Annotated in this window: 14 protein-coding genes; 8 read left to right on the forward strand and 6 right to left on the reverse strand. The window is 65.4% G+C overall.

The genetic code is table 11. The features are described 5' to 3' along the window. Nucleotides 1-110 precede the first annotated feature (110 nt). The 4 genes from ACLJPD_RS31115 (at nt 111) to ACLJPD_RS31130 (ending at nt 4,284) form a co-directional block, all read left to right on the forward strand. Complete coding sequence (locus ACLJPD_RS31115) at nt 111-1,145, forward strand: isopenicillin N synthase family dioxygenase (RefSeq protein ID WP_410876931.1); 1,035 nt, start codon at nt 111-113, stop codon at nt 1,143-1,145. A 40-nt stretch (nt 1,146-1,185) separates the two neighbouring features. Continuing rightward, nucleotides 1,186-2,031 carry a hypothetical protein gene (locus tag ACLJPD_RS31120; RefSeq protein WP_410876933.1) on the forward strand — a complete coding sequence of 282 codons (846 nt, stop codon included), beginning with the start codon at nt 1,186-1,188 and terminating at the stop codon, nt 2,029-2,031. Next, nucleotides 2,028-3,509, forward strand: coding sequence for a purine-cytosine permease family protein (locus ACLJPD_RS31125; protein ID WP_410876935.1), 1,482 nt, complete (start codon nt 2,028-2,030; stop codon nt 3,507-3,509). Before ACLJPD_RS31120 ends, ACLJPD_RS31125 begins: the two co-directional genes overlap by 4 nt. A 64-nt stretch (nt 3,510-3,573) precedes the next feature. Further along, nucleotides 3,574-4,284, forward strand: a complete 711-nt coding sequence (locus ACLJPD_RS31130) for a TetR/AcrR family transcriptional regulator (protein ID WP_410876937.1) — start codon at nt 3,574-3,576, stop codon at nt 4,282-4,284. A gap of 12 nt (nt 4,285-4,296) precedes the next feature. Here the strand turns inward: ACLJPD_RS31130 and ACLJPD_RS31135 are convergent, their stop codons facing one another. The 4 genes from ACLJPD_RS31135 to ACLJPD_RS31150 all read right to left on the reverse strand — a co-directional run bounded on the left by ACLJPD_RS31135 (nt 4,297) and on the right by ACLJPD_RS31150 (nt 7,903). Next, a complete protein-coding gene (locus ACLJPD_RS31135; protein ID WP_410876938.1) occupies nt 4,297-4,875 on the reverse strand; it encodes a TetR/AcrR family transcriptional regulator in 579 nt (192 codons plus the stop codon). A gap of 15 nt (nt 4,876-4,890) precedes the next feature. Beyond that, nucleotides 4,891-6,159 (reverse strand): NADH:flavin oxidoreductase/NADH oxidase family protein, encoded by a 1,269-nt coding sequence (locus ACLJPD_RS31140; protein WP_410876940.1) that lies wholly within the window; start codon nt 6,157-6,159, stop codon nt 4,891-4,893. 86 nt (nt 6,160-6,245) lie between these two features. Next, entirely contained in the window at nt 6,246-6,791 is a 546-nt protein-coding gene (locus ACLJPD_RS31145) for a hypothetical protein (protein WP_410876942.1), read from the reverse strand. A 440-nt stretch (nt 6,792-7,231) separates the two neighbouring features. Next, entirely contained in the window at nt 7,232-7,903 is a 672-nt protein-coding gene (locus ACLJPD_RS31150; protein ID WP_410876943.1) for a TetR/AcrR family transcriptional regulator, read from the reverse strand. A 95-nt stretch (nt 7,904-7,998) separates the two neighbouring features. Between ACLJPD_RS31150 and ACLJPD_RS31155 the strand changes: the two genes are divergently transcribed. Next, nucleotides 7,999-9,495, forward strand: a complete 1,497-nt coding sequence (locus tag ACLJPD_RS31155; RefSeq protein WP_410876944.1) for an MFS transporter — start codon at nt 7,999-8,001, stop codon at nt 9,493-9,495. Nucleotides 9,496-9,539: 44 nt separating this feature from the next. Continuing rightward, the gene (locus ACLJPD_RS31160; protein ID WP_410876946.1) at nt 9,540-9,965 is read left to right on the forward strand and encodes a nitroreductase/quinone reductase family protein; all 426 of its coding nucleotides are present in this window, start codon (nt 9,540-9,542) and stop codon (nt 9,963-9,965) included. A 16-nt stretch (nt 9,966-9,981) separates the two neighbouring features. Here ACLJPD_RS31160 and ACLJPD_RS31165 read toward each other — a convergent pair whose 3' ends face one another. Together ACLJPD_RS31165 and ACLJPD_RS31170 are read right to left on the reverse strand one after the other, a co-directional pair. After that, complete coding sequence (locus ACLJPD_RS31165) at nt 9,982-11,340, reverse strand: DUF1214 domain-containing protein (RefSeq protein ID WP_410876947.1); 1,359 nt, start codon at nt 11,338-11,340, stop codon at nt 9,982-9,984. Nucleotides 11,341-11,513: 173 nt separating this feature from the next. Continuing rightward, the gene (locus ACLJPD_RS31170) at nt 11,514-12,092 is read right to left on the reverse strand and encodes a TetR/AcrR family transcriptional regulator (protein WP_410876949.1); all 579 of its coding nucleotides are present in this window, start codon (nt 12,090-12,092) and stop codon (nt 11,514-11,516) included. Between the two features lie 167 nt (nt 12,093-12,259). On the opposite strand from ACLJPD_RS31170, the gene ACLJPD_RS31175 reads away from it, so the two are divergent. Continuing rightward, complete coding sequence (locus ACLJPD_RS31175) at nt 12,260-13,249, forward strand: alpha/beta fold hydrolase (RefSeq protein WP_410876950.1); 990 nt, start codon at nt 12,260-12,262, stop codon at nt 13,247-13,249. After that, nucleotides 13,246-14,118, forward strand: a complete 873-nt coding sequence (locus ACLJPD_RS31180) for a metal-dependent hydrolase (protein WP_410876952.1) — start codon at nt 13,246-13,248, stop codon at nt 14,116-14,118. The genes ACLJPD_RS31175 and ACLJPD_RS31180 overlap by 4 nt, the downstream gene beginning before the upstream one ends. The last annotated feature ends 24 nt before the right edge of the window (nt 14,119-14,142 follow it).

Genomic DNA, 14,142 nt, shown 5'->3' on the forward strand with positions numbered 1-14,142 from the left:
GACGAGCGCGCACGATTTTACCGACCGGAAACGATGACATCACGACACCGAATCAACGGATTCCTAGTTTCTATCTAGCGATAGAAACTCCTCTGAAGGGATCCGAACCCATGGCCGGACTCACCTCGTTCTCCCAGGTCCCCAACATCGACATCTCGGCCCTCTTCGGCTCCGATGCCGACGCCAAGGCCGCCGTCGCCGCCGAACTCGGTTGCGCCGCACGCGATGTCGGATTCATGTACATCTCCGGCACCGGGATCGACGACAGCGTCTTCGATGCCATGCTGCGCTCCGCCGCGGAGTTCTTCGCCGGGCCCCTCGAGACCAAGATGCGCACCTATATCGGCAACTCCTCCAATCACCGCGGCTACGTCCCCGAAGGGGAAGAGGTCTTCGCGGGGATGTCGGCGGACCGCAAGGAAGCCTTCGATCTGTGCCGCGATCTACCCGCCGACGACCCCGACTATCTCGCCGGTCATCCGCTGCTCGGCCCGAACCAGTGGCCCGACCTTCCGGCGTTCAAGGAATCGGTCTCCGCCTACTACGACGCGGTGTACGAAGTCGGGGCCACGCTGATGCGAGCGTTCGCGGTGGCACTGGGACAGGAACCCGAGTTCTTCACCCCGTATCTCACCAAACCACCGAGCCAGTTACGTCTGGTCCACTACCCGCTCGACGAGTCGGCCGAGGATCGACCCGGGATCGGCGCGCATACCGACTACGAGTGCATCACTGTGCTGCGCGGTACCGCACCAGGTTTGGAGGTACTCAACGGTGCGGGCGAATGGATCGATGTCCCGCCGGTCGAGGGCGCCTACGTGGTGAACGTCGGCGACATGCTCGAACTGTGGACCAACGGCCGATTCGTCGCGACGACCCATCGGGTCCGCAAGGTCGCCCAGCAGCGGTATGCGTTTCCGCTGTTCTTCACTGTCGACTACGACACCCTCGTCGCCCCGCTGCCCGCCTTCGTCGGCGCCGACGATCCCGTCCGCCCCGGACTGCGCGCCGGCGAGCACCTGTTCGCGCAGACCGCGCAGAGCTTCACCTACCTGCGGCGGCGGATCGCCGACGGGACGCTGGAGCTGCCCGCGGGTTCGCTCGCGCTCTCCTCCTTCGGTCGCGCAACCGAGCCGAACGACTGAAGCACCCGGCCACAACGGTTCCACAGAAGAGAGCGACAACATGAAGGTATTGACCGAAGCCACCGGTCCTTGGCCGCAGCCATCGGCCGACGGTGTACCCGTCGAGGTGGACGACCTGTACGGGATGTGGACACGTTCGCTGATCCGTTGGCACGAAGGCGAGGACGACACAACTACCTCGGTGCGGTGGTTGCAGTCCGACGGGTGGTATGCCGATCTGCGCCAGCCGACCGGACGTCCCGACTTCACCGCCGTTTCCTGCCTGCGGGAATTGACCCGCGATCAGTTGGCGTGGATGTTCCAACAGGAAGGTTTCGCGGGCCGGTTCACCCGATCTCTTTCGGCACCAGCACAATTCACCTGGGAGCGGATGATCGACTGGTCACCGACCGAAGGCGTCGTCGACACCGGAACACTGCACATCGAGAACGGCGTCATGGTCGAGCGGGGAATCGAGCTCCCCTACCTCGAACACTGGCACCGCACGCCGGGAACCGCGACCGGCCCTACCGCGACCGCGATCCTGAGCAACGCGGAGACGGGGACTCGCGCGATCTTCCTGCGAACGGGTGCGAGGTTCGCCTTCGTCCGGTCTCGCGCCGAACCCGTCGCGGAACTCCCTGCCCCCGAAGACATTCGGTATCTGGACCTCGCCACATTGCAGGCGATCGCGGACTGCGAGGTTTCCCTGGGCACGCTGGCGCCGACAGGCTGGCGCATCGACGCGTCGAGCCTTCCCTACAAGGATGGGCTGCCGTTCTCCGCGATTCCCGACGGTGACGGCGTATCGGTCCTCGATCTCGCACCACACAGTGCACAGCTGCGACCCACCCGGTGGCAGATCGATTCGGTGTTCGGCGACCTCGCCGATCTGAGCACCGCATGACCACATCCACCGACGCCGCTCCCGGCCCGCACGCCAACCGAGGACCCGCAATGACGCCTACCGCGACCGACCGACCCACTTTCACGATCGAAACCTTCGGCACCGACTACATTCCGCCCGAACTACGGAAATCCTCGCCAAGGGACCTGCGCGCCATCCTGTTCGGCGGCAGCCTGACCTTCAGCGTGATCATCATGGGATTTTTGCCGATCACGTTCGGCCTCGGCTGGTGGCAGGCCGCGTCGGCGGTGGTGGTCGGGTCAGCGCTCGGCGCGGCCCTGCTCGCGCCGACCGGTGTGATCGCACCACGGACCGGAACCAACAACCCGGTGTCCAGCGGCGCCTTCTTCGGGGTCGGGGGCCGACTGATCGGAACAGTTCTCGAAGCCGTCGCGTCGCTGATCTTCGCGGCGCTGAGCATCTGGACCGGCGGAGCCGCGCTGGTCGGCGCGATCAGTCGACTGTTCGCGATCGAGAACACCGACGTCATCGAGTTGGTGTGTTACGGCGTGATGGCCATCGTCGTCACGACCGTGTCGGTGTTTGGTCATGCGTTGATGATCGCGGTTCAGCGGTTCATGATCCCGACAGCTGGCCTCTGTCTGATCGCTGGAGTTTTCGTCTACGCAGGCGATTTCGACTCCAGCTATGCCGGTGGCGACTACCTCTTCGGTTCGGCGCTCAACACCTGGGTCACCTCTGTGCTGCTGGTGGCGTCGACCACGTTGTCCTACGGTCCCTACTCGGGTGACTGGACTCGGCACATCTCACCGGCCGCCCACAGCGATGCCTCGATTCTGCGGGCGCTGTTCTTCGGCGGACTGTTCGGTTTGGGCGGGCCGTTCATGTGGGGCACGTTCATCGGGGTCTGCCTGTTCTCCACCGGTATCACCGACGGCGACATGGTCGCCGGACTCATGCAGACTGCCCCCGCCTGGTTCCTCCCGGCCCTCGTATTCCTTGGATTGGCTTCCGGCACAGCGCAAGCGGTGATCAACACCTACGGAACGGGTCTGGACACCTCGTCACTGATTCCCTCGCTGTCGCGCGCGAAGGCGACCTTCGTGGCCTGTCTGGTCGCGACCGGGCTGGTGTACCTCGGCCACTTCTACGACTCGCTCGAAACAACGGTCACGACCGTGCTCACCTTATTGGCGAACTTCGCCGTGCCGTGGATCGTCATGCTCGTCATCGGTCACCGCCGCAACGGTCTCGTCTACGACGTGCGCGCCCTGCAGGTGTTCAATCGCGGTGAAACCGGCGGCCGGTACTGGTACACCGGCGGATTCAATGTCATCGCTGTCGGTATCTGGGCCCTCGCGGCGGCGGTCGGGATGTTCTTCGCGAGCAATACCTGGTTCGTCGGGCCAGGTTCGCGGATGCTCGACGGTCTCGACATCGGTTTCGTGCTGGCCGGGCTCACCGCCGCGGCGCTGTACGCAACCCTCGGCAACAGCGCACCCGCACACGAGCAGTAGCGGCTGCGCGGGCGAGCTGACAACGCGCGAGGGCCCACCAGGACGCGGTGGCATGCTGGGCGATATGAGCACTCCACGGACCGGGCGCCCTCGACTCGTCGGACAACGGCGTCCCGGCGAGACGCCGGAGGAAGAGATCCTCGACGCCGCCGCAGAACTGTTCACCCGCAACGGCTTCGCGGGCACGCCGACCCGCACGATCGCCGACGCGGTCGGAATCAGGCAGAGCACCATCTACCACTACTTCGCGACCAAGGAAGACATCCTCGACAACCTGTTGACGCGAACCGTGGCCGAGCCCGCACTACTGGCGGAAGCCCTGATGGCGGGCAGCGAACCCGCGGCGGTCCGGCTCTACGCGATGACCTGGTACGACTGCAGGCAGCTGCTGGTGAGCAAATGGAACCTGGGTGCGTTGTTCAACCTTCCCGAGAGCAAGCGCACCCAGTTTCCGCGCTTCGAGGAGCGCCGGGAGTATCTGCGGGATTGCTATCGGGAGCTGTCCGCGCAGGCACGCACCGAGTTCGGTACGCAGGACTCACCTGAGGGCACGACCGACGTGAATATTGCTGTCGCGCTGCCGTTTCACCTCGTCGAGACCGTGATACAGATCCGCTCCGACCGCCCGCAGTGGGTGGACCAGGTCGGCGCCGAATCTCTGGCCACCGGGATCGCGGACACCGTCGCCCGCACACTCGGCCGGACAGGCGACCTCACGACACTGCGCGAGGCCGCCCATCAGGCGGTGCGACGCAGGCTGGACCGCCTGCCATGACGCTCGTCATCGTCATCGCGGGCCGTCTTCGCGCTGCGACTGGATCAAGGTGAGGAGCTCGGCGCCTACCCGCCGTAGTGGTTCGCTGGAATGCTGGGCGAGCCCCATGATCACGGCACCCTCGACAGCGGACAGCACCAGCGTGGCCAAGCTCTGGACACGATGTTGTGCCACTCCGGTATTGACGAGCATCCGCTCGAGCTGGGCGCTCCAGCGAGTGAACGCCTCACCCGCCATCGCTCGGGCAGTGGGGACGTATTCGCCACCCATCGCCGCCGCCACGACCGGACATCCGGCGGTGAAGCCACTGGCTTCCACCTCGGCTTTCCAGCCTTCGATCAGCAGCGGGACAGCCTGTTCGGGTTCGAGGCCGGCGAGCAACTCGATCACGTCGGTGTAGTCGGCGATCGCCGAGCGGGTGGCGTCCTCGATCATCTCGGTTTTGCCGCCGGGAAAGTAATGGTAGAGCGAGCCACGAGACGCGCCCGCGGCCGTGAGGACCTCGATCATCGACGTGCCTGCCACCCCGCGCCTGCGGATCATCTCGCGAGCGCTGGCAACCATCCGCTCGCGTGCTGACTGTTTCGCCATGGGTCCATCATCGGTTCACAGGCTGCGGCGCGAGATCCGAATGCTGTCGAGCCCGTTGCGCAGCAGGTACTGGGTGACGTTGAGAGCAGGGTGACGGCGGGGCGCGGGCTCTTTACTGTCGCCCATCCGCCACATCTGAACGGTGTAGTGGACGAGCTCGGTCAGATTGTCGAGCAGCCGGATCCCGCTGCGGCGCGGCCGGACGACACTGCTGGTCACCGAGCCGTCGAGCAACTGACCCGGCACGTCGGGTTCGACGGTCAGCGGCCTACCGAGCCCGACCAGGTCGATCGCGCCACTGGCTACCGCGTCGTTCATGCCCTCGGCCGTGCGGAATCCGCCGGTGAGCATCAGCGGCAGTGCGGGCAGTTGCGCCCGGACCTTCTCGGCGTAGTCGAGGAAGTACGCCTCGCGACGACGTGTGCTCTCCTTCATCGACGGATCGACACCGAGCATCGCCGCCGAAGTGTAAGTGCCGCCGGAGATTTCGAGCAGTTCGATCCCCTCCGCTGCGAGGGCGTGCACGACCTCGAGCGACTCCTCCTCGCTGAACCCGCCACGCTGGAAGTCCGCCGAGTTCAGTTTGATCCCCAGTGCGGCAGTACCGATCTCGGCCCGCACGGCACGCACCACCTCGAGCACGAACCGTCGGCGCTTCTCCGGGGACCCACCCCACTCGTCGGTGCGCTGGTTGGCCAACGGCGAGAGGAACTGACTGACCAGGTAGCCGTGCGCGCCGTGGATCTGAATGCCGTCGAATCCGGCGCGGATCAGGATGCCCGCGGTGGTGGCGAAGCGCGCGATGATGTCCTCGATCTCGGCATGCGTCAGCTCACGCGGCTCGGCGAAGACTCCAGCAGACCCTGGCAGGGCGATCGCCGAGGGCGCGACCGGGTGCGCGGTCAGAGTGCGCGGGGCCTGCCTGCCGGGATGATTGATCTGGACCAAGGCGACCGAGCCGCCGGACTTGACGATCGAGGCCCACTCGACGAGGTCGGCGAAGTCGCGGTCGTCTTCCACCACGACATTGCCGGGCTCGCCGATCGCACGCCGGTCGACCATGACGTTGCCCGTGATGGTCAACCCCTGACCGCTGTCGGCCCAGCGTCGGTACAGGTTCTTGATCCGGCTGCCGGGCGAGAAATCCCGACGTGCCAGGCCCTCACTGAGCGCGGCCTTCGCGAGCCGGTTCGACAGCACGGTGCCGTTGGACAGCGTGAACGGCTGTTGGAGTGCCTCGATACTCGGTGCTGTGGGATCGCTGATCGCGCGGGCTCGAGACAAGGGTTACTCCATCACTACGTAGTGCCGCCCGATTGCGGTTTCCCACAGATTATGTAGGACTACATAGTTCGTCAAGAGCGTGCGGTTTACACCAGCTCGGGAACTCGCAGGTGCGCGAAGCCGAGCCTGAACTCCGCCACCTCGAGCACATCGGCTCCCATGGCGCGGGTCATCCCGGCCCGCAGTCGATCCACGTGCGGGCGACTGTTGTCCAATTCCTCTCTGCTCGACCAGACGGTCGATCCCACCCCTCGGCCGGTTGCTCGGTCGACGAAGAGGCTGGCGCTGCGGAAACCCTCGATCTTTTCGAGCTCGGGCAGCAGGCCGGACTTGAACATCTCGATCGCCTGATCCACTCCGGCCGGGTCGACCTGGATCCAGGTGCACCGGGTGCAGGCACTCGCGCCGGCCAGGTGATCGCGGTGCATGACCGCGACTTCCCATTCCTCGATAGTGCCGACCGGACCGTTCAACGCCTCGGCCAGACCGTCACGCAATGTTCGGACGGGCATTCTGCTGTCGTGCATCGCGGTCTCGGATTCCCACGCCGTGGTGGCGATGCATCGGCCACTCGCCCTGTCCACCATCAGCGACATGCCCACCCACCCGTCGAGCTCGGACATATTCGGCATCACCGCATTATGGAGATATGCGATACCGCGGTCGATCGACGGTCGCTGGGCCGCAAATGTGCTGGAACGTGCGTACACGGGGCCACCTCCTACTTTCAGGAAGGGCGGCGCCCCGGTGGGCGCCACCGGACATATCTACTGTCCTCCGATGCGACCGTCCACACAATGCGCAGAACGATCTTCATGGCGCCGAAATTTCGGCCGTATCGAATAGCTCGAAAGTATTGACATCGAGCGAATCAGGAGAAGACTGGAGGGATACCGGAACACCGGAAATGAGCCACACTGCCGACGGAGACGTTTGCCGACCGTGGTGACTTCGTTTTCAGGATTCGGCTAAGCCCCCGGCAAGCCAGTCGAATACCGGAGTTGTCAGCGACGACTGAACTCATGGTTTCGATGGAGACTACCGGGGACTGTTCTGTGTGCGGCCGAAGATCTTACCGGCGGCGGGCTTGCATCAGTTGTTTGGCGCGGTCGACTTGGTCCGGAGTGAGGGCCGCACCGGGCAACTCCGGGCGATTGAACCGGCGATCACGCAGGCCGTCGAGGATCAGTGCCATGTAGCGGCGCCAGGCGTCAGGATTGACGGGCTGGGCGAATTCGGCCATGGCGCCGACCATGTAGATCAGTGCGAAGAAGTCGCTCGGTTCGGCGTCGGCGCGCAGCTCGCCGACCGCTTGCGCGCGTGCGAACAGTTCACCGATGGCAGCTTCGACGCGAAGTCGCTGACCGCCGAGCTCAGTACATCCCTGATCTGCGCCCGACATCACATCGACGAGCCCCTTGTTCACGGCCATGTGGGCACCGGCGAACTCGAAGAACTCGGTGAGCGCATCCCATGGATCCGGGGCGGCGAGGGCGTGATCCGCCGCCTCGGCCATGTCATGGAAGAACCGCTCGAAGACCGCGTCCACGAGCTCGTCCTTGCTCGTGAATCGCCGGTATACGGTGCCGATCCCCAGACCCGCGTGCTCGGCGACGTCGGCGAGGGTCACATCGAGGCCCCGCTCGGCGAACACTTCGCGGGCCGCGTCGAGGATGAGCAGCCGGTTGCGCGCGGCGTCGGCGCGCAACGGCCGCCCGGTCGGGGATGTGGTGACCATGCTCATGATCTCATCATACCGATTAAGTGGAATAGTTGCTCCAGATACGTGTTAGTCTCCGGTAAGCGGAGAATCTGCTCCACATAACCGAGTGAGGGCTCATGACACAGACAGCGGAAAAGGCGGCATCGCCCGCCACGGGCAAGGCACCCGTCGACGCCGACCACACCAAGAGGTGGCTTGTGCTGGCAGTACTCGGCCTCGCCCAGCTGATGGTGGTCCTCGATGCCACCATCGTGAACATCGCACTGCCCGCCGCGCAGGGCTCCCTCGAGTTCAGTGACGGCGACCGCCAATGGGTCATCACCGCCTACGCACTGGCCTTCGGCAGTCTGCTGCTTCTGGGCGGACGCCTCTCGGACCTGTTCGGCCGTCGCCGTACGTTCATCGTCGGTCTCGTCGGCTTCGCCGTCGCCTCCGCCGTGGGTGGCGCGGCGGTGAACTTCGAGATGCTGGTCGCGGCACGTGCCGGGCAAGGCGTGTTCGGCGCCCTGCTGGCCCCGGCTGCCTTGTCACTGCTCTCGGTGACATTCACCGACCCGGGCGAGCGTGCCAAAGCCTTCGGCATCTTCGGTGGCATCGCAGGCGCTGGCGGCGCGATCGGCTTGCTGCTCGGCGGGGTGCTCACCGAGTGGGTGGACTGGCGCTGGACGCTGTTCGTCAATCTCGCTTTCGCCGCGGTGGCCCTGCTCGGCGCGATCGCCCTGCTCGCCCCGCATACCAGTGATCAGCGGCCCAAGCTCGACATCCCCGGCACCGTGACGGTCTCGATCGCCCTGTTCAGCATCGTGTTCGGCTTCTCCAAAGCCGAGACGGCCGGGTGGGGTTCGGCGACCACGATCGGCTGGCTCTCGGCCGGTGTGGTGTTCCTCGTCGCGTTCGTCTACCTGGAAACGAAGGCCGAATATCCGCTGCTGCCGTTGCGTGTGGTCCTCGACCGCTTCCGGGCAGGCTCCTACCTGGCGATCGCGTTGTCGGGTGCGGCGATGTTCGCGGTGTTCCTGTTCCTGACCTTCTACATGCAGAACAACCTCGCCTACACCCCCATCGTCACCGGGTTCGCGTTCCTGCCGATGGTGGCGGGCGTCGTCGTCGGCTCCGGGCTGTCCAGTGCGGTCCTGCTGCCCCGCGTCGGTCCGCGGGTGCTGCTCTTCGCCGGCATGCTGATCGCCGCCGTCGGCATGGCGCTGCTCGCCCAGCTCGCGATCGACAGCGCCTACGTGCCGGACATCCTGCCGGGCCTGGTCATGATGGGTCTGGGCATGGGAACGCTGTTCGCACCGGCCATGCAGGGCGCCACGTCCGGGGTGCACCACGATGACGCCGGTGTCGCCTCGGCCATGGTCAACACCATGCAGCAGGTCGGTGGGTCCATCGGAACCGCGCTGCTGAGCACCATCGCCGTGTCGGCGTCCACCGACTACCTCGACGGCAGGATCCCCGATCCGGCCACTGTCGCCGAAGCCGCCGTGCACAGCTACACCACCACCTTCTGGTGGGCCGCGGCGATCCTGGCCGTCGGCGCCGTCATCACCGGCGCGGTCACCGCCAGCGGTCTACTGCCCGAAACCGAGGGCGAACCCGCGCTCATGCACTGATCGGCCGAACACACCAGCCACCCCCACCGCGAAAGGTACTCCGCATGGACTTCACCGCATTCAACCAAGAGACGATCAGAACCTTCCGCAAGAACAAGGGAACCGGGCCAGGGATGCCGTTGCTGCTCCTGACGACCACCGGCGCACGCACCGGCATCGCACGCACGACCCCCCTGGCGTATGTGCCCGACGGTCCGGGCCGCTACGTCGTCTACGCCTCCAAACTCGGCGCACCCCGGCACCCCGACTGGTTCTACAACCTGCGCTCGACACCCGAGGTAACCGTCGAAGTCGGCGCCGAAACCTTCACCGCCACCGCGACTACCGCCCGTGACCACGAACGCGAGCGCCTCTACCAGGCGATCATCACCGCGGTCCCCGACGTCGCCGACCACCAGGACCAGACCACCCGCGTCATCCCCGTTGTCGTGCTGCAGCGCAGCGAACCGGATGCGGCCAGCACTCGATAAAACCGCCCCTCGCGCGTCAGGCTCGACGAATGTCGGGGAGTTTCCAGGTTTTGTCGAACAGCGCCGGTGTGGGCCCGTAGAAGCGGAACAGGACTTCGAAGTCTTGTCCGTCCTTGGTGGGTACCCAGTTCGATTCGTCGCCGTCCGGGGCGCTGGGGCCGAAGTAGAGATCGACGGTGCCATCGGAGTTGGTGCGCACGCCGGGGGTGTTGGAGGCGCGGCTGGCCGAGTCGACATCGCGGATGAGGGTGTGGGTGGCACGGTTGTAGACCGTGACCGACCAGTACAGCGTGACCGGCGCGTTCGCGGGCACGGTGAGGCGGTAGTTCGTGCCGCCGTCGAGGTCGTGCCCGTCGGTGTCGTGAATGGTGAACAGGTAGAACTGGCCGGTGCCAAGGGATTTGGCGGCGAAGAAGGCGAAGGAGTAGGTCACCCCGCGTGAATCGACCGGGTAGATGTTCGGGTCGGAAAAACCACTCACCATCGCGGGAGTCAGCTCACGGGAGATCGGCAACGCCCAGTGTGCGTTCTCGTAAAAACCGGGGGTGTAGTAGGAGACGTACTGCTGCTCTAGCCAGGCGTGCGCGGTGCGCGCGGCGGCATCGAAGGCGTCGAGGGTTGCCGAGTCCGGTTGGTACGGTTGGCCTTTCTTGATGTCGAGGGTGGCGAGCTGGTCGATCATCGCCATATCGCGCACCTGCCACGGCTCGCCCTGGACTTGGCGGTTCAGGGCGGTGAAGAAGTCCCTGTCGTACGGGATCGTGGCGTCGAACTCCTTACCCGCCGCGTCCACGTAGGAAGTGGCGGGCGGGTTCGCGGCCGCGTCGAGCCGGTACAGGCCAACCCGTTTGCCGTACGCCACCGCCGCAGCGATGTCCTCGTCGCTGCCGCTGGTGAGGTTCGAGCGCAGCAGCGCGTACCCGGTGTTGGTTTCCGACGACAGCGGGATGTAGCCGTCGGGCACGGGTGCGCTGTAGCCGGGCGGCAGGATCAGGTACCGCCCACCCGCGCCCTTGTCGGTGCCTGCGGGCCCGACATCGACCAAGGGGGTCTGCCAGGCGGTGTCGATCGATCCGGTGATCGTCGACTCACCGACTGCCGCGGGGATATCGAGCACGACCGGGCCATCGGTGGTGTCGTAGAACGGCATCAGGTAGATCGCGTTGGGGTTCGGGGTCAGGGTCTGGTTCGTGTAGTCCAGCAGCCGGGACCAGTACACGATCTGGTTCGGGCCTGCGCCGATCGCGATCGCGGCTTGGAGCATGCGATCGAAGTTCACGATCGGCATCCCCCAGATGACCGCTTCGAATGCCCGCCCCGCCACCAGCGAGCTGGTCTCGGCGGGAGCGGTGGCCGGATCCTCCTGGGGCGACATGGGCTGAACCTAGCGGCCGCTCCCCACCCTCACAATGTTCGCCACCCATTCGCTATCAATGTCGTATCCGATCGATACACAACCCTGATGTGGTAATTGAGCACAATGCCGCTCAATTGCTGTAGCAGTGGCACACGCACATGGTGCCAGGCCCGTGCATCGCGGGCGGGAAGCTACCGACGACTACCGCCCAGATGAAGGGATACGAGTTCGGCGAGATGTACGCCGATTTCGTCGAGCGGACGTACCGATCGCGAGGACATCGAAAGGATGGCCGCACCCTCGATCGCGCACACCGCGGTCGTAGCGAGTGACCTGGCAACAAATTCGTCCACACCAGTGCGCACCAGTTGCTCGACGAGCAGATTCGTCCAGTCGTCGAATACCTCGGCGGCGACCGCTGGCGCCGATGGCGCTTCGGTGCCGCCGAGCGCAGCGGCGACGATCGGGCATCCGGCGGTGAAATCGCTGGCGACCAGCGTGTCTTTCCACATCTGGATGAACGCGGCAAGGCTGACGGTCGGGTTGTCGCCCGCGGTGAATTCGCCGATGATCGAGCTCATCATCGCGCCCGCCGCCCGAGTGGATTCCTCGACCAGTTCCGCCTTCCCACCAGGGAAGTTCTGGTAGATCGAACGCCGCGCGGTGTCGCTACGGGCCAGCAGATCAGTGATTCCGGTGCCGGCGACGCCGCGCTCGCGGATGAGCGCGATCGCACCGGTGATGAGCCGTTCACGGGGACTCGGTGTCACGGCATTCCATTCTCTCGTCGAGCGACCGCCCTTGCGGTAGCACGATCAGTCTACTATCGTTGCCTAAAAGGTGTAACTGACAGTTGCACATACATCTCCGAGGCCGCGCCATCTCCTGCGATCGTCATCCGCGGCTGTTTCGATGACACCTCTGTGAAGGACCTCGCATGACACCACTGAATCTGTCTTCGCATCGCGCCACGCCTACGACCGATCAGACAGGCTCCCGGGCGTTGGCGACAGGTAGCGTGCTGACACGCTTCGTCGAGGCCTCGGACGGGGTGCAGCTGGCGGTCCGCGAGCAGGGAAATCCCGACGCGCCAACGGTGTTGTGCGTGCACGGGTTTCCCGATGATCGCCAGGTCTGGGGCGGTGTAGCGAAGGAACTCGCGCCGACACTGCGCGTGGTGACCTACGACGTGCGGGGCTCGGGCGAATCCGGGCAACCCCCACGGATCAAGGACTACCGCCTGGACCAGCTCGCCGACGACATCGGCCGGGTCATCGATGCGGTCTCGCCGACGCGCCCGGTGCATCTGCTCGCGCACGACTGGGGCTCGGTGCAGGCCTGGCACGCCACCACCGATCCGGCCCAGCGCTACCGCATCGCGTCGCTGACCTCGATCTCCGGTCCGTGCCTGGATCATGTGCCGTTCTGGATCAAGTCCCGGCTCGCTGCCGGACCCCGTGGCTGGCAAGACGTGCTCGGCATGTGGAAGTCACCGTTCTACATGGGATTCTTCCAGCTCCCCTGGCTCGCTCCGCTGGTGTGCCGACTCGGTCTGGTCGATGCCGCCATCGCGTTGGCCGCACGCCTGGAAGTCGGGGCTCCGCCCGCGGATGCTTCAGCGCATCGTGCCCGCGACAACCGTGCCGGGCTGAAGATCTACACCGCCAACCTGCTCCCGCGCCTGCTCCGCCCGCAGGAACGCACCACCGATCGACCGGTCCAGGTACTGGCGCCGCGCCGCGACATCTTCATCACCCCGGCCAGCCAGATCGACATCGGTCGCTGGGCCGCCGATTCGGCGATTCATGCGATCGACGGTGGGCACTGGGCGCCCTCGTTCAATCCGACAGCGGTGGCCGATCTCGTTCGAACCTTCGTCATCGAACACGAGGCGAAGACCACCGACACGAAGGGAGAACTCCGATGACCGCGCACACCGATATCGACAAGGTCGCGCTCGCCGCCCGCGACATGAGCTGGGACTGGACCGGGTTGCCGATGCACTACTTCGACGGCAATCCGTTCGCGACACACCTGGCCAACGGCATGAACATGCTCCTGCCCGAGGGCGAGGTGTTCTTCGTCGAGGTCTTCCGCAAAGCACTGCCGCTGATCAAGGACGCCTCGGTACGGGAGGACGTGATCGGGTTCATCGGCCAGGAAGCCACCCACTCCGCGGCGCATCAGTCGCTGCTCGAATACCTCGACGCCGAGGGACTCGACACCGAACCGTTCGTCGAACAGATCCGCTGGCTGTTCAAGGCTCTGCTCGGCGACCGCGACCTGACCGACCGCAGAGCCCATTCCTGGCTGCTCGAACGCGTCGCCATCGTGGCCGCTCTCGAACACTTCACCTCCTACCTCGGTGACTGGGGGCTCAACGCCCACGGCTGGGACACCACCCTCGATCCGAAGGTGCTCGATCTGTTCCGCTGGCACCTGGCCGAAGAGGTGGAACACCGGCACGTCGCGTTCGACTTGTTCACCCATCTCGACGGTCGCTACCTGCGCCGGATCCGCACATGGATACTCGCGGCACCGATTCTCGCCGTGTTGTGGGTGCGCGGCATCCGCTACATGATGTCGGTGGACCCCGCCCTCGACGGCGGCAGTCGGCGGATCAAGCTCCGTGACGTGCGCATGGCCGTGAAAAAGGGCCTGCTGCCGGGACCTTGGAGCCTGACGAAGATGTTCTTCGAGTACTTCCGGCCCGGATACCACCCCTCCAAGTACGGCTCGACCAGCCAAGCAGTCGCCTACCTCGCCGCCTCCCCTGCGGCCCGTGCCGGCGCCTGAAGTGCGAATCGTCCGATGTGGAGT

It is taken from the genome of Nocardia sp. A7, from assembly GCF_046549215.1.
Lineage (GTDB): Bacteria > Actinomycetota > Actinomycetes > Mycobacteriales > Mycobacteriaceae > Nocardia.